General features: G+C 53.0%; 14 protein-coding genes. 1 reads left to right on the plus strand and 13 read right to left on the minus strand.

Annotated elements, in window-relative coordinates:
• Positions 1–7 precede the first annotated feature (7 nt).
• The 9 genes from HUU59_03110 to ychF form a co-directional block, all read right to left on the minus strand.
• Positions 8–6,103: an Ig-like domain-containing protein gene (locus tag HUU59_03110; GenBank protein ID NUO18418.1), complete on the minus strand. Its 6,096-nt coding sequence runs from the start codon at positions 6,101–6,103 to the stop codon at positions 8–10.
• A complete protein-coding gene (locus tag HUU59_03115) occupies positions 6,096–7,076 on the minus strand; it encodes a sigma 54-interacting transcriptional regulator (protein NUO18419.1) in 981 nt (326 codons plus the stop codon). The genes HUU59_03110 and HUU59_03115 overlap by 8 nt, the downstream gene beginning before the upstream one ends.
• Before the next feature lie 256 nt (positions 7,077–7,332).
• Positions 7,333–7,749, minus strand: a complete 417-nt coding sequence (locus HUU59_03120) for a prepilin-type N-terminal cleavage/methylation domain-containing protein (protein ID NUO18420.1) — start codon at positions 7,747–7,749, stop codon at positions 7,333–7,335.
• 199 nt (positions 7,750–7,948) lie between these two features.
• Positions 7,949–9,316, minus strand: coding sequence for a sigma-54-dependent Fis family transcriptional regulator (locus HUU59_03125; protein ID NUO18421.1), 1,368 nt, complete (start codon positions 9,314–9,316; stop codon positions 7,949–7,951).
• Positions 9,317–9,344: 28 nt separating this feature from the next.
• Positions 9,345–10,547, minus strand: coding sequence for a type II secretion system F family protein (locus tag HUU59_03130; GenBank protein ID NUO18422.1), 1,203 nt, complete (start codon positions 10,545–10,547; stop codon positions 9,345–9,347).
• A gap of 19 nt (positions 10,548–10,566) precedes the next feature.
• Positions 10,567–11,682, minus strand: a complete 1,116-nt coding sequence (locus HUU59_03135; protein NUO18423.1) for a type IV pilus twitching motility protein PilT — start codon at positions 11,680–11,682, stop codon at positions 10,567–10,569.
• 12 nt (positions 11,683–11,694) lie between these two features.
• Complete coding sequence (locus HUU59_03140) at positions 11,695–12,609, minus strand: hypothetical protein (GenBank protein NUO18424.1); 915 nt, start codon at positions 12,607–12,609, stop codon at positions 11,695–11,697.
• Between the two features lie 2 nt (positions 12,610–12,611).
• The gene (gene pilB / locus HUU59_03145) at positions 12,612–14,309 is read right to left on the minus strand and encodes a type IV-A pilus assembly ATPase PilB (protein NUO18425.1); all 1,698 of its coding nucleotides are present in this window, start codon (positions 14,307–14,309) and stop codon (positions 12,612–12,614) included.
• 266 nt (positions 14,310–14,575) lie between these two features.
• Positions 14,576–15,655: a redox-regulated ATPase YchF gene (gene ychF, locus HUU59_03150; GenBank protein NUO18426.1), complete on the minus strand. Its 1,080-nt coding sequence runs from the start codon at positions 15,653–15,655 to the stop codon at positions 14,576–14,578.
• Between ychF and HUU59_03155 the strand changes: the two genes are divergently transcribed.
• Positions 15,602–16,024 (plus strand): hypothetical protein, encoded by a 423-nt coding sequence (locus HUU59_03155; protein NUO18427.1) that lies wholly within the window; start codon positions 15,602–15,604, stop codon positions 16,022–16,024. The genes ychF and HUU59_03155 overlap by 54 nt on opposite strands.
• A 341-nt stretch (positions 16,025–16,365) precedes the next feature.
• Here the strand turns inward: HUU59_03155 and HUU59_03160 are convergent, their stop codons facing one another.
• From HUU59_03160 to rpmE, 4 genes are all read right to left on the minus strand, one after another.
• Positions 16,366–17,463, minus strand: a complete 1,098-nt coding sequence (locus HUU59_03160) for an Ig-like domain-containing protein (GenBank protein NUO18428.1) — start codon at positions 17,461–17,463, stop codon at positions 16,366–16,368.
• A complete protein-coding gene (locus HUU59_03165) occupies positions 17,421–17,987 on the minus strand; it encodes a hypothetical protein (protein NUO18429.1) in 567 nt (188 codons plus the stop codon). Before HUU59_03165 ends, HUU59_03160 begins: the two co-directional genes overlap by 43 nt.
• A gap of 154 nt (positions 17,988–18,141) precedes the next feature.
• Entirely contained in the window at positions 18,142–19,137 is a 996-nt protein-coding gene (locus tag HUU59_03170; GenBank protein ID NUO18430.1) for a DUF1385 domain-containing protein, read from the minus strand.
• 125 nt (positions 19,138–19,262) lie between these two features.
• Complete coding sequence (gene rpmE / locus HUU59_03175; GenBank protein NUO18431.1) at positions 19,263–19,478, minus strand: 50S ribosomal protein L31; 216 nt, start codon at positions 19,476–19,478, stop codon at positions 19,263–19,265.
• Between the last annotated feature and the right edge of the window lie 68 nt (positions 19,479–19,546).

A 19,546-nucleotide genomic window follows, 5' to 3' on the forward strand; every position in this document is an offset into this window, starting at 1 on the left:
ACATCTCCTATTGATTGATCTCGTCGTCACGCGACGGCGGCGCGGCATTCGGTGGGAACGATGTCAGGAGTGAGAACGTTTCCGTGAATGCATAGGCAGCGCCGTACTCGGCCTCGACATTTATGAGCACCGGAGTCGCCGCAGGATCGTCGTTTGTTGTCAGGTTGTTAAAGAAGCTGACGGTATACGTCGTGTCACCTGGACATCCTAGAGTGATTGAGCTTGGGTAGACGCTACCTGAGCTTGCACTGAACGAAATCGTCGTGCCGGCCACCATTGGCCAGTAGTTGTAGTCGTAAAGTGAGAGCCTGATCAGCGCGTTTTCGCCAATGTGCAGTTCACGCTCGTTGGGATCACCGTTAACGGTTACTTCACGAATGTTAAGAATGGGCTGCGAATAGTCAAACACAACGTTTGTCGTCGCCCATACCCACACGCTGTCACCGGTTTCATCGACACCGGCCGTCCGGCAAAGCACTTTGGCCATTCCGTTCTGATCCGGAACGTCGCTGCAGAGAATGGTCGTGCCTAAGTTCGGATCGGTAAGTGTGTTGAGCCACCGGTTGATTGTGGGCAGCGGATTGCCGCTGTACAGTCTTACGCGCGCAAAGCCGGCCGAATCCGTGTAACCCGTCGCGGTTGTAATGACACCGCCTGACGTCGTGAAGTAAACGGCTGTCCCTGGCGTTACCGGATTGTTGTAACGGTCGCCGACGAGACATACGATCTCAACGCTCTCCCCGACAACGTCCATTCCGAACATGTTGCACGGCGAGGCGCCGATTGCCATATGGCTTGATGCACATCCGTCCGCAATGTTCTCAATGAACGCTGGGCCGGCATAAATAAGAATTTCGGTGGAAACCGCACTAATGCCCGAGCATACAGCCCTGACTCTCGCAGTTCCGGAAACTGTACCGCTGTTGTATGCAACCGTTGCCTGACCGTTTATCGTCGGAATCGCACCGGTGCTCGAAAGGAAGTCTCCGCCGCCTGGCGAATTGTTGATGTTAAAGTATACTTCGGTGCCGTCGAGCACGGGGTTGTTGTTGGCATCCCGGACTGTCGCAGTGATGAGTAACGTCTCGTTTCTGCCGCTGCCCCGAACGCCTACCGAATTAGGTGTGAAGGATAGCTGAATGCTGTTCGGGTTTCCTGGCAGCAGGTACAACGTGTAGTTTGCGGAGGCGGCCCCGGCAGTTGCGGTCACGATCGCAGTTCCCGTCTGCGATGAACTGAACGGCACGGTGGCGTCTCCATTGGCGTTTGTTACTCTGCTCGACGTGATATTGCCTATTGTTGTTGTGAACTGTACTTCAATATTGGCCAACGGATGTCCGACAGCATCGGTGACATGCGCGGTAATACTGTCGGTTTGTATACCGTCAGCAGGCAAACTGTCAATCAGTGCGGACAAGGTGATTATCGACGGATCACCAACGCGATAGATAACTTGCACGCTATCCCGCACGCTCTGGTTCTCTTCTGCCCAAGCTGCCACCCAAAACGTATCCGGCGTCGCACTTGAAATCAGCGTATTCGTCGCAACTCCTCCGACCGTTGTTCGCAAATTCTCCAGCGTTCCCGATTGAGGCGGAATACTGAATCTGACTTGCGTTCCATTCGGAACGGGATTTCCATTCTGATCTGTCACGTTTGCCGTGAGAATCGATTGCGAACTATTGTCGGCGAATAAGATCGTCGGCGACGCCGTCAGCGACAATGTGGTCGGCGTGGACGCTGCAAAAGCTACATTTGCCTGCGCGGTGAGAGTTTGGCCGTAAGTTGCCGTTACTGTCGCTGTCCCGGTCTGAGTCGAGGCCTGCAGATTGACCGTCGCAACACCGCTTTCGTCCGTGGTGGCGCTTGCAGGTATGGTTCCTCTGCTCGTCCCGAAAAAGACCGTGGCTTCAGGAATTGCAATTAGCGAAGTTGTTTCGTAGACGTGGACGCTTATCTCTGACGTTGAATTTCCATCTGCGATCACCATTTCGGGAACCGCATTTGCGGCAACGGTCACCCCGCGTAAGGTGATTGCCGTCGTTCCTTGGGCTGTGCCGGAGCTTGCCAGAATGTTCGATAAAAGGTTTGTGCTTCTTCCCGGCGGTGTGAATAAGAGCGTCGCTACACCATTGCTGTTCGTTGTTGTAATGGCCGGGGCAAAGGTGATTCCGGACGCGGTCCAAGTGACGTTCGCGTTCGCAAGCGGGACTCCCATCGCGTCATAAACCGTTGCACTGATCGGAAGAGAAGACAATCCGTCCGCGCGCACGGAGTTCGCTTGTGGCGACACTGACACTGATTGCGGGGTCGGAGCATACATCGTCACTGCGACAGTATCAGCCAGTTGACTGCCCATGCCGCACACGATCATGGCATTCCCGCTAAGTGAGGATGCAACAAGATTTGCGGTCGCGATACCCGAAGCATTTGTTACGATGCTGTTAGGAATTGAACCAAGACTTGTTCCGAAACTCACACTGCGACCGGACACCGCGACCAGACTGGTGGTCTCGCGCACTTGTGCCTGAATTGTATTCGTCGAAACTCCGTTTGCAGGCATTGCATCATATTGTGAAGACGCTGTGATTGTCACACCGCGCAGACCGATCGAGATTGAATCTGATGCGGATTGAGAGGACACTCTTATCAAAGTCTGCGTGTCCGTCACGCGGCCTGTCGAGGTATAGGTATTAGCTGCATTTCCTTCGGCATCCGTGTAGCTTGTTCCTTGTGCCAAGCTGCCGGGACCGGTGATTGACCACACGATTGCCGTATTGGCGATCGGATTTCCACTCTGGTCAAGCAGCCTGCATGACAAATTCGAGGTACTTTGACCGTCAGCGAGCAGCGAGCTGGCCGAAGCCGTCAAATCCAGTCCGGATGGCGATGGCGAGAATAGATTCAATTGCACTGTATCACGAAGCTGATTGCCGTACCGGACAATGATGCTTGCTTGACCGACCTCGTTTCCGGCCGTATAGACAAAAGTTGCGACACCAGATTCAGAGGTGACACCACTGGACGCTATGGAACCGAGTGAAGCGCCGCACTGAATCGTAGCCCCGGGAATAGCAATCGTGCTTGACGTTTCCCGTAGTGTCACGGTAATGTTGGCGGTCGCGGCACCGTTGGCAGGCAGCATCTCAACGTCACTGTAAGCGTTTAATGTCACTCCAAGCAGTGACAGAGTGTCTTGAACTGCGCTTCGTTCAATCGCGACATCAATTGGCGCCGTGAGGTCAAGCAAGGACGCGGGCGCCGTGAATGTTGACATCGCAATACCGTCTTGATCCGTCACTGCCGTTACCGGCGAGAACACACCGTGCTCAATTGCCGTGAATGTGACAGTTGTTGACGGTACCGGCAATCCTCCTTCATCGAGGATAAGCGCGCTAACGACTGTCGAGGCCACGCCGTTGGCAAGCAACTCAGTGGTTCCCATTGTCAGCACGATTGTCTCAGCATCTGTATTCGTAAGCGGCAAAAACACGTGCGCGCGCAAAGTATCGCCGTAAGTGGCAGTAACTTGATCAGTACCGGATTCGTTACCGGCTTGATAAGTCGCGATTGCAATTCCGCTTTCATTTGTTTCGACAAATTGCTGGACGGAACCCAGCGTCGCCGCGAATCGCACAGGTGCGTTCACGACGGCCATGCCGCTTGACGTTTCACGTACGGTCGCACTGATGTCGGTGGTGGAAACGCCGTCGGCCGGCAAACTTCCGGCTGCGGAATTCACCAACACCGTCACACCGCGCATTGTCACCGAATACGTGCCTTCTTCGCCATCCGATTCAGCCGTCACGAGCTGCGACGCGTCAGTAGATGAAGCACCGCTGAAGAAGTTCGCATGAACCTGCCCGCTCGAGTCGGTACGCGAAGTTAGGGGCTGCAGCCAGCCAATCCCGTCTTCAGCACTCCAGTTGACATTGCGGCCGCTGATCGGCAGACCGAATTCGTCTCGAACCGTTGCCGTCACCTGCGTAAAGGAGAGGCCGTCCGCAAGAATCGACGAGTTCGCGCTTGAGAGAACGATTCCTGCGATTTGCGGTGACGAGAACTGAACTTCTCCGTAACCGCTCGCAGTGCCGGTGGTTGCCACGATAGCACAATTGCCGACTTGACGCGAGCTTGTCAAATTTGTTACGAAAATTCCTGAAGGATTTGTCAATCCTGATGCAGGCAGTAATGTACCAAGCGTGCTGGTTACGGTTACGGCAACTCCGCCGCCGAGGGGATTGCCAAATGCGTCAAACACTTGACAAACAACTTGTGTACCTGAAACTCCGTCCGCCGGAATGTCCTCAGACTGTGGCGTCACCTCAATGGTGGCAGCCGCGCCGGCAACATATGTCGCCGTCTGTTCAGCAATTAATCCATTCGTCTCTGCGGTAATCAGGTCATTGGATGCGGTCGTCGAGCTGATAAGCGTCGCAGTTGCATATCCATCGATTGTAACGGCATTGACAACGCTTGAAATGGGTGTTCCCCTTCGATCAGGACCGCGGCCGGCCTTAGGCAGCCCCGATACTCTGTCACTGAATCCGCGTGAAACTGCGTTGTCAAAAGTTGATCTCGACGTGTGACTGCCCTTGCCGTTATTCGTAAGAGTGCCGCCGATGTCAAGTTGCCCCAGTTCAGATGTGAATGTAACGGTTGTGCCGTTTGAAACAGGACGGTTTTCCTGGTCAAGAACTTGCGCACGGAGAATTGCCGTGCTTTGACCGTCCGCAATCAACTGTCTTGGCGTAACGGAAAGAGTAATCTGTTCCGGTTCTGTTGCTTGAAGGTAAATTGAAGTACTTCCGGCAATGGTGCCATTTAGAGCAGTCACAGTTGCATTGCCCGGGTTTAGCCCGGCTCGGAACACGACAGTCGCATATCCTTGCGCGTCTGTGGAGGCGGATTCGGTTATATACCCGTTGACGCTGCTGAACGCGACGATGGTACCGGGAAGCGCTGCGTTCCCATAGGTATCTCTCGCCAAAGCACGAATGACAGTCTCACTTGAATTATCCGCTGAAAGCGTATCCTGATCCCGGGTCAAGGTCAAAGACGCTAATGCACCGGGCATAACATCAATTTCGGTGTTGCCGGTTACGGTCCCGGTGGTCGCAGTAATCGTGACGTGACCGGTCGTGACAGGTGCCCGGAACGTTGTCGTGGCAATTCCATTGACAGTCGTTACCGCTTGAGAAGCGAAGGAACCCATGTTCGCCGAAAACGTGACGATCACGTTGCTGCGCAGGTTTTGTCCGTCCTCGCCGATGACTCGTGCGCTGATGACGGACGAGTCAAGGCCTGCTGTCATCGAAGAAAGTGATGTGTTCACCTGAATCGATGAAGCCGCGTAGGGCTGCAAGAACTCGACAAAGACGGTATCGGAATTGTCATTGTATCTCGCAATCACCATGGACCGTCCGACCACTTCGGTCGAAGTCAGCGTCGCTAATGCAGTTCCGGTCTGTGCATCCGTAATTGCAGGTGAAGTGATGACACCATGAGAGGTCGAAAAGGACACTTCGACCCCGCCGACTGGGTTGTTCTGCATGTTGCGTACGCGCGCCCGAATCTGTGTGGACGATGCCCCGTTGTCCGCGAACAGCGTATCTTCATCCGCCGTAACGCTCACCAAGCCGTTGAGCGTTGGTGCGCCGTCCGAAACGCGAATCTGGCGGGATTGCGCGGTCTGCATGCTCACCAGTTCTACATGAAGGGATACATTCCCCGTATCCTCGGGTGCCGTGTAAAGTGTTCGCGCGACGCCATAATTGTCTGTTTCAATCATGACGTCTGAGCCCGCTTCATCAAAGCTTCCGCGAGTAGCGGTGAAACGGATATTCTCGCCAGGCGCTGGCTCGTCTTGCTCATTTACTACTCGAGCTTCAACCCAAGCTGTACCAAGCGGGCTGATAGTCGGCGGATCGATGATGATCGTGTCAATAAACGCCAGATTGTCTCGTGCTGACGTTACGGGACTCAGATCACCTTTTTGTTCACACCCGTACCACAGGGCGACGCTGAGCAACGTACCCATGGGTAACCAAAATCCTAATGGCAAACGGCGCTGCATCACATGCACTCCTTGCGCTTTATCCACAATTGTAGCTTTTCAATTTATATAACAGCGAGCGATGAGATATCTCCAGCAGTTTCGCCGCGCGTGTTCGGTTGTTTCCGGTAAGACGAAGTGCCCTCTTGATCAATTCGCTTTCGACCTCGGGAACCACTTTTGCCAATGCTTGCTTGATACTAAGTTCGTCTTCGGGAATTGTAAGGTTCACGTGCTCATTCACAGTCCGTCTCTTGGATCTGGGGACTTGCAATTCCACTCTGCCCCCCGCCGACATGATGACGCTGCGCTCAACCACGTTCTGCAACTCTCGTACATTGCCCGGCCAGGAATAATTCAGAAGGTCCTGGATAACGGAGTCTTCAAATGGTTTTGCCCGCTCACTTGCTCCAAGTTCAACCAGAAAGTTCTGTACCAATGGTACAATGTCTTCTTTCCTTTCTCTAAGCGGCCTGACTTCGAGCGGTACAATATTCAGCCGGTAGAATAAGTCCTGTCTGAACCGTCCCTCCGCGACTGCTTTGTTGAGATCCTCTGATGTTGTCGCGACGATTCGTGCCAAGGACTTGCTCTCCGTCAGCGCCCCAAGTTGACGGTAGGTGCCTTCCTGCAGGACTCGCAGCAGCTTTGCTTGAGAAGCGAGCGGTATTTCCCCAACCTCTTCCAACACAAGGGTGCCGTTGCTGGCCGCGGCGAAGTGCCCGGGCTTGTCCTTGACCGCACCGCTGAACGCGCCGCGGGTGTGTCCGAACAGTTCGGATTCAAAGAGTGTCGCCGGAAGCGCTGCACAATTGACGGAGACAAATGGATTATTCCTGTACGGACTGCATACATGAATTGCTTTCGCAATCAAATCTTTGCCTGTACCGGATTCGCCGCTTATCAGAACAGTCGTGTGAAAACTGGCAATGCGTTCAACCTTTTCCATAAGGTCTCGCATATGCGCCGATTCCGCCACGACGAACTTTCGTACTGTTTCAAAATCAAGTACTTTGGACAAGCGCTACTCCAGAAGGACATTCTTACCTATCTCAATACCCATGAATCTGTTTGCAAGGCATGTGCCATGCACATCTTGCCGGGTATCGTCTAGATTTTCAATTAGTTCAGAACTGTGTGCAAACCCGCGCTTTGTCAACATGCAATCAGTTTCGTAGTTTTTGCCGCTTTCAGCCAGATAGGACGAACTTTATTGCATGTTGCAAAAAAGAAACCCGCGGCCATCGGGCCGCGGGTTTCTTCAAGCCGGAACGAGCTTACTGAATACCTTCAGGTGAGGCAGTCAGTACCGTACCTTGGTTGTCTTCGCACTCAACTTCTATTTCATATGAAGTCGGGTTCGATGCACCGTCATAGGTGTAGGTGAACGATGCGAAGTTGTCACCTGTCGGCAACGACATATACGGATTGCCTTGCGGATCCACAAGTACCGTCGCAGCGGTAGCAAGGGTCAGCGCAGCCGGGTAGTCCGCATTGTCAATTTCGAACATACCTAGGGCCTGACGGAACAGATCGAGGTCTGCGCGTGCTGCGCCGATGCGGGCGCGATCCTGCGCACCCATGAAGCGCGGTACGGCGACAGCGGCCAAGATACCGATAATCACGATCACGACCAAAAGTTCGATGAGCGTGAATCCCTTTTGATTCTTCTTGTTGCGGATTTGCTTAAGCATAATGGTCTCCTAACTTACTTTTACGGACACTTGGTGATTCATACGTGTTCAGATTAGGGTTTAGCAACACATATGCCAGCAAGTGACATTTGAATTGGTTTCACATTTTCAAAGAGTTGCAACACAAGTGACACTTTGCAATCTGCGAGTTGTTGATATTTGTTATCGCCAAAAGCAAACGACGGCAATTCTTCAACGCCTACAGCGGCGCCTTGATTCCGTATCTTTGCAGCTTCCGATAAATGGTAGATGGGTCAATACCAAGTATCTCAGATGCCTTTTTCTTTTGCCAACCTGACTCTTCGAGAACCTGGAGCAGATATGCCCTTTCCATTTCATCAAGCGTTCTGCTCGCCGGAACTCGATGTGCCATTGCGGTCGACGGACCCTGCACACCGCCCAACCTTTCAGGCAGGTTTGCAACGCCGATGACTTCAGAATCACTCAAGATGACGATCCTCTCTATCGTATTCTCCAGTTCGCGAACATTGCCCGGCCAGCCGTAATGCAGCAGCTTATTCATGGCTTCCGGAGAAAATCTCCTCTCTGCAACATTCAACTTGCGGCATGATCTGCTCAGGAAGAAGTTGGCCAGTTCTTCGATGTCGCCTGTCCGCTCCCGCAGAGGCTTGATGTGAATCGGAATAACGGAAAGCCGGTAGTACAAATCCGGGCGAAACTCGCCCGTCTGCTGCTTGCTTTCCAGGTCTGCATTCGTCGCAGCAATCACTCGTACATCGATCTTTACCGGTTTGGTCGCCCCGATCGGGAGAATTTCCCGTTCCTGCAAGGCTCGCAATAGTTTCACCTGTAATGCCGGTGACATGTCTCCGATTTCGTCAAGAAACAAGGTTCCTCCGCTTGCTACCTTGAACAAACCGTCCTTGTCGCGAACAGCTCCTGTGAAACTGCCTCTCCGGTGTCCAAACAGCTCACTCTCAAGGAGAGTATCCGGCAGTGCGGCACAATTCACCGTTACAAACTCTCCGCGCGCCCGGTCGGAATAATGATGCAGCACCTGCGCAATTAACTCCTTGCCTGTTCCGGACTCGCCGGTTATCAAAATCGTGGAATCCGAAGGCGCGACTCGGCGCACTAATTCCATCAAGGCAAGGGACTCCTGTGAGCTTCCGACAATTTTCGGCTCACCGGTCTCTGCGCTGAGTTTTGCTTTTAGTCGGCGGTTTTCTCGTTTAAGTTCGAGGCTCTCGATGGCCTTGCGAAGCACAACTTGAATTTCTTGCACATGCAGCGGCTTCGTGATGTAGTCCATTGCTCCCAGTCGCAAAGCTTCGACTGCCGTTTCCAGCGACGCAAACGCGGTCATCACGATAACCCCGAGCTGAGGATCACGTTCACGGACCCTTCGCAGGAGTTCGAGCCCATCCATCTCCGGCATTCTCAAGTCCGTGATGATGAGTTGAAACGCCTCCTCTTCAAGCGCCGCAAGTGCCTCCGTGGCCGACTGGACTTTACGCACGCGGAACCCCTCCTCACGCACGACCTCCTCAAGGTAGGCCGACAGTCCAGGTTCGTCGTCCACCAATAGGATTTTCTCTCGTAACATTACTGTTTTCTCCACGTCGTGCTTTCTGTTACTTGATTGCACCAATCATGTCGAACATCGGAAGATACATTGATACCAGCAATCCGCCGATGACGCCGCCCATGAGTACAATGACAACAGGTTCGATTAACGACGTCATTGCAGCAACAGCCGCGTCCACCTCTTCATCGTAGAAGTCGGCAATCTTTTCAAGCATTTCAGCCAGACGTCCGGTTTGCTCACCGACAGCAATAAGCTGACAGACCATTGCCGGAAAGACCGCCGTTTCCATTAAAGGTGCCGTGATGTTTCGGCCCTCGCTGACATCCTTGCGGACTTTGTCCACGGCCCGTTGAATGACTGTGTTTCCAGCTGTTTTGGCCGTAATTTCCAGACCATGCAGAATCGGCACACCGGAGGAGATTAGCACACCCAGTGTTCGCGTGAATCTTGCCACTGCCGTCTTTCGAATCACGGATCCGATCACGGGTGTCTTGAGCAGAAATTTATCTACGGTAGCTTTTCCGTTGGCGGTTTTATGCCACTTCCTGAAAACCAGAAATCCGATAATCATGACTCCCAGCGCCGGGAAAAATGTCTTCTGTACGACATCTGAAAGCGCAAGCACGAATTGCGTCGGCTTTGGCAGTTCAGCGCCCAGGTCCTTGAACATATTGGCGAAGACCGGAATGACTTTCATCAAGAGAAAGACAGTAGCGCCAACTGCGACACAGGCAATAACCGCGGGATAGATCATCGCGCCTTTGACTTTGCGCCTTAAAGCGTCCGCCTTTTCCAAATACACCGCAAGCCGGTTAAATACCATTGCCAGTGCACCGCCCGTCTCACCGGCGGACACCATGTGCACAAACAAGTTGTCAAAGACATCTTTATGCTTGCTCATTGCTTCGGAAAGCGACTCGCCGCCTGCAACTTGATTATGAATTTCTGCAATCGTGCGCCGGAATTTCTTATTCTGCATCTGATCCACAAGAATCTGAATGCACTGGTCTATCGGCAAACCTGCATTTATCATGGTACCGAACAAGCGTGCGAAAATCTTGAGGTCTTTGACACCTACCCCGCCGCCCAGGCCTCCGACTTTGATTTCCTTGGGCTTTGTTCTAAGATCCTGCACAACAACGCGGCGCTGTCTGAGCTTAGACATTGCCTCTTGCTTGTCGGCAGCCTCAATTTCGCCGCTAATCAGCTTGGCGCCTGTTCCTCGACCTGTATAGACAAAAACTGGCATCGTCCTGCACTCCTCCTAATTAGCGCGGCTGAATTGCCGGCCTGCCCGGTTGCTGTGTGGGCGTGGCCGCCGGACCTATCATCCGCTGAAGTTCTTCAGCAGCATTTGCTACCATGAGCGCACGCTCAGGGCTGATTTGCTTCGTCATCACCAAATCATAAAGTGACATATTCAGGGTCTGCATTCCGTACTTCTGGGATACCTGAAGGATGCCGTACATTTCATGCACCTTGTTCTCGCGAATCAACGCGCGAATGGCTGGCGTCAGGATCATCACTTCGGCGGCCAGCACGACGCCTTGTCCGGATCTCTTCGGAATCAGCTTTTGAGTCATCACTGCTTCGAGGGACATCGATAGCTGAGCGCGGACCTGTCCCTGTTGATGAGGCGGAAAGACGTCGATGATTCTGTTCACCGATTCCGTCGCCGAGTTGGTATGCAAAGTTGCAAAGACAAGGTGTCCTGTTTCTGCCGCCGTCAGCGCGGCTTGAATGGTCTCCTGATCTCTCATTTCGCCGACAAGAATGACGTCGGGGTCCTGACGCAGCACATATTTGAGAGCGGTCGCAAAGCTCTTCGTATCCGCTCCAACTTCACGTTGATTCACCAGCGCCCGCTTGTGCGAATGAACGTATTCAACCGGGTCTTCTACTGTGATGATGTGGACGGGGCGTTCACTATTGATTCGGTCGATAATCGCCGCAAGGCTTGTTGACTTGCCTGATCCCGTCGGCCCGGTCACCAAAATAAGGCCTTTCGGCTTGTTCGGAAAAGTCTGACAGATTCTCGGCAGCCGGAGCTGTTCGATTTGCGGAATCGTGAATGGAATCGCTCGGATGACCGTCGTGAGCGATCCGCGCTGAAAGAAGATGTTACCGCGAAATCGCGACAATCCCTCTATTCCGAATGCGAAGTCGACTTCGTATTCGAGTTCCAGCTTCTTCTGCTGCTTGTCCGTGAGAATGCTGTAGGCAAGCGCCTTGCAATCTTCGGGAGTCAGCGGATCATACTTAAGCGGCACAAGCTGCTGGTCAACCCGGACTCGGGGCGGACTGTTCACCGCAATGTGCAAATCGCTTCCCCGGGCCGCAATCAGCTCTTCGAGCAGTTTGCGAATGTCAATCCTTGCGCTCATGAACTTCCTCTCTTAGCTTGCCGTAATGTGTGATGCATCTTCATGCTTAACCAGCCCAAGCCCGACTTCACTGACCATTCCCCTGACTCTCTCCACTTTCTCCGCATAGTCGCTGAGTGCGCACCTGACGGAAAACGACAGGTTTTTCATTGATAAAGGATCAAATGCCTCAAGCGTGATTACCGCACGCGCCACAGGTTTCGCCCACGCGCTGGTCGTCAGACTGTCGGCGTCTTCGCGCAGCAGTGAGTATTTGAGAGTCCTTATGCCGCGATCCACAATGCCTTTCAAGAACAACATCAATTGCTCTTCATCCGATCCGCGCTGAATCGCTTCACTTGCATAAAGCGAAACGCGGTAAACGCTGACACCGTCAATGTCAATCGGCATCCTAATAGCGTCCTTTCGGGGAACCCAGCGCTGCATCGCGAATTCATCAATCAGCATCGAACTAGCAGCGGCCTTCCACGCACACTGACCCGCTCGTTTAACCAGCGCTGAGTGGCGGATGGAACGTTTTGATCCTACACTCAGGACTTCGCTTCCAAAAGCCAAGCCGAGCTTGAGCGTGAGCCGGTTTTCAACTAACCCGAGGCGTCCGTTCAGTTCAGCCAAACCTGTAATCAGTTGCGTTGCCGTTTTCCCTGCGCTCTGCACATCCTTAAAAAGGAGCAGGGATGCTTCAGGAGAGAATGCCAGCATCACTCCGCTCCCTGATGCAGCGTTTTCATTGTAATAGCGCTTGAGATCAGAGACAAGATGTACCAGCAGCTCCCGGCGCAGAGAGGTCAGCGTGCGCTGCTCCGTTTGAATCGCCATGACAGCATAGTCATTTCTGAACTTCTCCTTCCTGCGCTGAAGCTCTTCCTCGAGAAACATCAGGTCATCCAACGACAAGCGGTCCAAATACAGCGAAATCCTGCTCATTCCTAATGCCCTTCACCTGTGATTCTCAGCACTTCCTCAATGGTGGTAATGCCGTTCTTGAATTTTTCGCAAGCGTCCATGCGCAAAGTGAGCATGCCTTCCGCCACGGCCGCCGCTTCGATTTCGAACGTGTTTTTTCCGTCCAGAACCATTTCTCTGATTTTCGGAGTCATAGGCATCACTTCATATATACCTGTTCTGCCGCGATAGCCGCCTCCGTTGCACTCGGCGCAGCCGGATCCGTGATGGAACGTGTGGCCTTTCAGTTTTTCCGGGTCCAACCCGACTTCCCGTAATGCTTCCGGATGCACTTCCACCGGCACCTTGCACTTCTTGCAGATTTTACGGATCAGTCGCTGCGCCAAGACCAGATTCACCGAAGATGACACGAGAAACCTCTCAATTCCCATGTCAATCATACGTGTCACTGTTGCGGCGGCTGAGTTCGTGTGCAGGGTTGACAATACCAGGTGGCCTGTCAAGGCGGCGCGCACCGCGATTGAACCGGTTTCAAGATCACGAATCTCACCAATCATGATGATGTCAGGGTCCTGACGCAGAAACGATTTCAGCGCTGACGCGAATGTCAACCCGACCTCTTCCTTGACTTGCACCTGATTCAGTCCGGCGAAGTTATACTCGACAGGATCCTCCGCGGTCATGGTATTGACTGTAGGAGTATTCAGCTTTGAGAGCACGCTGTACAGAGTCGTCGTTTTACCCGAACCGGTCGGACCTGTCACAAGGATCAGTCCATGCGGCATTCTAATGGCTTTCTCGAAGTCGTTAAGCGCCTTCTCCGGAAAACCGAATGAGTTCAAATCAAGTGTCAAGTTCGACTTGTCCAGAATACGCATCACGATCTTTTCGCCGAAAAGAGTGGGCAGGGTCGAAACGCGCAAGTCGATTGCCTTTTCGCCGAGTTTCATCTTGATGTGTCCGTCTTGCGGGACGCGCCGTTCGGCAATGTTTAGTTTCGCCATGATTTTTATGCGCGAAACAATGGCAGCCTTCAGGTGATTCGGCGGCGACATCACTTCAATTAGTACACCGTCAATACGGAATCTCACGCGAAACTGCGTCTCGTACGGTTCAAGATGGATATCCGAAGCTTTTCGATTGACCGCGTCCGAGAGAATTCCATCCACCAATTTGACAACGGGAGCAGTCTCGACCTCTTCCTTCAGTCTGTCCAGTTCGGCATCGTTCGACTGCGTAACGACTTCTACGCCCGCATCCTCGCCCATGTCGGCCAGAATTTTGTTGAGCGTCCCCCCCATCTGGTAGTATCGCTCAATCGCCCGCAGGAATTGCGTTTCCGTGCAGACCGCCGGCTGAACGTTGAAACCGGTGATGAACTTGATATCTTCGAGTACGAAGTCAATGCTCGGGTCAACAAGCGCAACGCGCAAAGTTTTGCCAGCACGGCTGAGCGGCAGGACTTGGTACTTCTGAATGAAATCCTTCGAGAGTAGTTTCAGCACCGCTTCCGGCACGGTGACCTTCTCGAGGTCTACCAGCTCAAGGCTATAGTAATTGCTGATAAACTGCGCTATCTGCTCTTCGGAAATGACGCCAAGCTTCGTCAACTCGGTGATGACCGTGTTGCCGGAGTCTTTTTGACGTGACTTGAAGATCAGGAATTGTTCTTGCGAAATCAGCTCGTTGCTGATCAGCAGATTCGGCAGTCTCGAACTCATTTGTGCTGCAGCCTGCGGTTTTCCGTTTCCAACATTTCAAAACTGTACCTTTGCATCAAGCCACAGTTTTGCAAAGTGCATGCCACGGAATTGCAGGACAACCGGTCATCAGTTGTGATGATTCGTCCTGAAACGTGCAAGATGCGGCGAATGTATCGATAATGGGGTGAAGATATGTCGCAAGAGCGCGACATCGGTGAATTATATTGCAAAAAAAGACCCGCTGCGTTTGCAACGGGTCTTTGAATTATTGCTTGAAGTATTTTTCAACCGCTGTGCCTGATGACGAGGATGTCACCGTCTTTAACGACGTACTCTTTTCCTTCCAATCTGACGAGACCTTTGGCCTTGCAGCCGGGGTAGCCGCCTTCGCGGACGAAGTCGTCATAGTGGACAACCTCTGCGCGGATGAAGCCTTTTGCGAGGTCGGTGTGGATAACACCTGCGGCATCCACAGCAGTTTCACCTTTGTGGATAGGCCAGGCGCGGGTTTCCTTGTCGCCGGTGGTGAGGAAACTTTGGAGACCCAGCAAGTTGTAACTTGCTTGAAGGACGCGGTCGCGGGCGGACTCGGTAACGCCTAAATCGGCCATGAATACGGCGCGCTCTTCGTCGTCAAGTCGAGCGATCTCGGCTTCGATGGCGGCGGACAGACCAATAACTGCCATACCGTCGGCGGCAAATTCGGTCGTGAGTTTGTCGGCGAAACTTAAGGCGTTGCTCAAATTTCCTTCGGCAAGGTTGAGGACCACCAACATCGGCTTCTCACTCAACAGTTGAAATCCGCGCAGGGCTTTCTTTTCGTGAACGCCGAGGTCGAGCACACGCAATGGCTTGCCCTCTTCGAGTTGCGCTTTGGCGCGTTCCAGCACTTCGAGCTCCATCGTCTCTTGAGCCGACGGAGTCTTGACGCGCACCTGCTTTTGCAGCTTGTCATGGCGTTTCTCGATGACGATTAAGTCACTGAAGATGAGCTCGTCCTGAATCCGGCGAATGTCCCGCGGCGGGTCAGAGGATTCGAGGGCGCCGTCGAGTTCAAAGCCGCGCACGACGAGTGCGAGTGCATCTGCATTCTTGAGTTCGCCGCTGAAGACGCCTTCGAACCAGCTTTGTTTGGACGCGCCTTCTTCGAGGCCGGGCGTATCCAGATACTCGACGGTCGTGTAGACGAGTTTGCGGGACTCGCTCAATTCGCCGAGCTTGTCCACGCGCGGGTCGGGCACTTGCGTCACAGCACGCAGCGTTTCGCGCTTATGCGATGCTGCCGCATCCGGCTCAGTGCCGGTCAGGAGATGAAAAACGGTGGTTTTCCCGGATTGGGGAGCACCGATGAGGCCGATATTCACGGAGGATGGTGGCTGGGATGGGGGATAAAAATCAGATTAAAGCATAATTTAGGGATTTTTCGTTGGAAATTCCACCAGCCCGGCGTGGTCGCCGGACCCAAGGCGCTGCGCCGGGGCTTAAAGCTGCCGGTGGGATTTTTGTTTTTGACTTCGGTAGAAGGCGGCCGTACGCATCCGCATTCCACTGATTTTTTCTCGCCGTTTGGTCAGGTTTCCTATGCCATGGTAAGGTCGTTGATTCAACGCGGCGGCTTCAAGGCGGTTATCTTAGGCTGGTGTTCAGACAGCGAAAGAGAAGGTGTTTACAATCTGGTTTTCCCCGTGTCGAGCCGAGGCTCGACCCAGTGTTTCTATTGTGCAGGGGAATGAAAGCAGATAATGGGTGAATGACACCCGGAAGTCCCTGCGGTTGTCCGCGGGATTTTTTTCGTCCGGTTGTGTGTATCTGTTTCCTGGGAAGTACTCAAGATGATTGGGACGAGAGATAAGATATTTGCTTAGTCGTCGCGGCCGCTTGGCCCCTGCGATGTCGAGCCGGGAGGCTCGACCTATGTTTGTTGTCTGGAGGGGGAATGAACTCACGCGGCTAGCACGGGTGAGTCAGGCTCGGCTTTGAGTGGTTAGCTGGGTACAATATACAACCATTTGAACGACAGTGCAAGTGTTATTTTCATTTTATTGAACTTAATAAACATTTGTTCAAATTTGAGTTAGACTGGTCCTCCAAAGGGACCAATATCCGATCTTGTGCTATCTTTATCTATTAGCGCCGGGTCCCCACTATCTTGACACGGAGAAGACGGAAGCAAAGTTCCCAACTCTATGTCTATAAGCGGATCTGAGAAAACATCGCCAATGCCGATAGGTTCTCCCTCTCTATAATTTTCACCGTTGTTCCAGAAGCAATTGTATTTGTACTCAATCGGATTTGTGTAAATTGCGGCATTCCAAAACGCCACGCCATGCACATTGACAAAGGCGTTGTTTCGAACCTGTCCCAAAAAGTAGCCGATTTGAAAGCCATACTCGGTTCCGGAGAAGAAGTTGTTTCGGAATTCTCCGCCACAAAAATCCGTGATCACAAAGTCCTCGCCTGCAGGTGAAATGATCATGTTGTTAACAAACTTAACCATTACCCCTCCGTCAACACGAATAATGTGGCCACTCCCATTGAGTCGAAACCCCCGAATACCGACGCTTCCACTTCCAGAAGGAAGGTATATCGCATTGTTGCCGAGGCCAGCATCAACAAACGTTCTTGTCGGCCCCAGTTCCGATTCGAGCCAAATCCCCTTGCCAAACGTATTCAAGGTTTCATAGTATGTTCCCGGTCTGACTCGAATCGTGTCAAAATCAATCGCCGCATTGATGGCGTCTTGGATTCTTGCAAACTCATCCGGCACCCAGATCAACTGCGGGCCTTGGGCGACCGAATTCATGACGTTGACTCGCAGCATCGGACTGACGCCCATGTTGCCGAAGGCGTCGGTCGCGCGAATCTCGACAAGATGCACGCCGTCGAGCAGCGAATCCGTGATCAACTCGAAACGATAAGGAGTTGTGAAATCGGAATCTGTCACTGCGCCATTCAGATATGCGCGCACCGCAACGATTTCAGAACTGTCTGTGATGCCAAAGTCCAATCCAACCGTGCCGCGCACTTCGGGCTCGGGCTGTGTGTGCCACTCGATGACCGGAGGGTGCCAATCTTCGGGCGAAGTGATGTTGGTGACATAGGTGTCGCCCTCTTGCGTGCAAGAAACTGCTATGGTGCTCGCAAGCAGAGAAATGATGAAGATTCGTGACATAGCGCTCTCCTTGGCCTTGATACGAGAATGTAAGATACGGAGATCGGAACCGCAAGCGGCTCTCCAAACATAAAACAGCCCGCCAGTAATGGCGGGCTGTTCTCGTCCCAGTCGTCCCGTAATAACGGGAGAGAATTATTCACACAGATTGGCCAGACGAATGTAGGCATATAGCTAAGCAGGTGCAGCTCTTTGCAGGCACGCACGAGATCGGCGGCAGCTTCGTTGTAGAAGTGACGCTGATACTTCGTGCCGTTTTCCAGCGAGCCTTTGACGTCACGGGCATAGGTTAACAGCTCTTTTGAATGCTCACGCAGATAGGCCGATTCCCCGGACCATTCGGCTTCGAGCATGGGAATGAACTTATGCCAGAAGGCTTCGAGCTCGGCGGGCGGGTTGTCCGGCAGGTAGTGCGGATCGTTGTAACTATAGCCCCAGTCCGGATCGGCATAGGGGTCGTCATTCGCAAATGCGGCGGCGCCACACAGCACCAGAGCTATAATCGAAAAGCGTAATGTGGTCATGTCTGTTCCTTACCGAAAAACTGGCGGTAAACCTACTAACGATTGAAGATACGACTCTCTTGTCAAGAATGCAAGTGTTTGAGACCCGTTGCCCTGGCGGGTCTGGAGACCCCTCAACGGCAATTGAGCGAACGATGCAAGGGTCACGCCAATGTCAGAACATGGCGGCCACGGATGCTGTGGCGCGGGAATAGGGATGCTGGCCGGGCGCAAAGACGGTGTCAATCTCGATGGCATCGGCCGGGTCGCGCAGAGCCTCTTCGAGGGCACAAATGGCGACTTCGCACATGGGCGCCTCGGGTTCTTTGGTGGTGATTTTTTGAAGCCACAGGCCAGGTTGGATCAAGGCATTGACCAGGGGATTACGGGTGTGTCGGGCGGAGAATTTCAAGAGCTCAAAGGACACGCCGGCCACTAACGGAATCAAGGGCAGATGTGCGAGCAACCGAGTAAGAGCATTCCTATAAGGTCCCCACAGAGCAACAACGGCGGTGTCCACGACCACAAAAAATAGGATGGCCGAGATGGCCACGATGAGCAGGAAGCTGGTGCCGCAACGGGGATGGAAGCGGGTCTGCTTCAAGACTTGAGCGGGGTCGAGAATCTGGCCCTGCTCGTACGCGAAGATAGTCTTGTGCTCTGAGCCGTGGTATTGGAAGACCCGGTAGATGTCTTTGAATTTGGAAATAATCCACATGTAGCCGATTAGCGCAATGATACGGCCAGCACCTGCGACGAGATGGAAAGGAACTTGGTTTTCCTCGCCGCCGACGAGGAGTTTAGCCAGAACGTAGGGTAGGTACAGGAAGATTCCGACACCAAAAGCGATCGCGACAGTAGTGGATAACAGACCCAGCATCCGCTCCTTCAGGGAGGCCTTTTGTGCTCCGGACTCTGCTGCAGGTTCGGCCTTTTCGGCAGACCAATTTAGTGCATCCACACCAACTTTCATGGCTTCGACCATGCCGACAGCGCCGCGGACGATTGGGAGGCCGAGGAGCTTATGTCGGCGTGTGATGGGACGATAGGGGTACGCTCTGAGAGCAATTCCTCCATCCGGAGTTCGAGCCGCCATTGCTACCCGATGGGGGCTGCGCATCATGACGCCTTCGATCAGAGCTTGTCCACCCATGGCCAGTTCCGTGGACATGTCTCGGCGATTCGGGGTAGCAGTGTGGTGATTATTGTTCATTGCAGGTATCTCCTAACCCCCAGAATGCAGAAAAGGCGATGTCCCCGCCGGAACACCGCCCACTGCAAATAGTTAGATGCAACTTACTTAGTCGCAAACTTTTGATATTTCTTGCGAAACTTGTCGACACGACCAGCAGTATCTACTAATTTCTGCTGACCCGTAAAGAAGGGGTGGCAGGCGGAGCAGATTTCGACTTTCCAGCTGTCATCGTTACGGGAAGCTCTTGTTTGGAATGAATTTCCACAAGCGCATTCCACGGTCACCAGTCTATAAGTCGGATGGATATCAGGTTTCATGGCAATTCCTCGAATTAGACGCAGAATATAATGATTCCGAGCTTGAATGTCAAGGAGGGGGTCAGTAG

The sequence above is a fragment of the bacterium genome (assembly GCA_013360195.1).
In the GTDB taxonomy this organism is placed as follows: domain Bacteria; phylum Electryoneota; class RPQS01; order RPQS01; family RPQS01; genus JABWCQ01.

Coding starts and splice junctions, on each gene's coding strand:
- HUU59_03125 (NUO18421.1), bottom strand. CDS start 9,316: ATGTTACGAGAGAAAATCCTATTGGTGGACGACGAACCTGGACTGTCG.
- HUU59_03155 (NUO18427.1), top strand. CDS start 15,602: ATGAAAAACGGTGGTTTTCCCGGATTGGGGAGCACCGATGAGGCCGAT.
- HUU59_03165 (NUO18429.1), bottom strand. CDS start 17,987: ATGACCACATTACGCTTTTCGATTATAGCTCTGGTGCTGTGTGGCGCC.
- HUU59_03120 (NUO18420.1), bottom strand. CDS start 7,749: ATGCTTAAGCAAATCCGCAACAAGAAGAATCAAAAGGGATTCACGCTC.
- HUU59_03170 (NUO18430.1), bottom strand. CDS start 19,137: ATGTCCACGGAACTGGCCATGGGTGGACAAGCTCTGATCGAAGGCGTC.
- HUU59_03160 (NUO18428.1), bottom strand. CDS start 17,463: ATGTCACGAATCTTCATCATTTCTCTGCTTGCGAGCACCATAGCAGTT.
- HUU59_03135 (NUO18423.1), bottom strand. CDS start 11,682: ATGAGCGCAAGGATTGACATTCGCAAACTGCTCGAAGAGCTGATTGCG.
- HUU59_03140 (NUO18424.1), bottom strand. CDS start 12,609: ATGAGCAGGATTTCGCTGTATTTGGACCGCTTGTCGTTGGATGACCTG.
- HUU59_03130 (NUO18422.1), bottom strand. CDS start 10,547: ATGCCAGTTTTTGTCTATACAGGTCGAGGAACAGGCGCCAAGCTGATT.
- pilB (NUO18425.1), bottom strand. CDS start 14,309: ATGAGTTCGAGACTGCCGAATCTGCTGATCAGCAACGAGCTGATTTCG.
- rpmE (NUO18431.1), bottom strand. CDS start 19,478: ATGAAACCTGATATCCATCCGACTTATAGACTGGTGACCGTGGAATGC.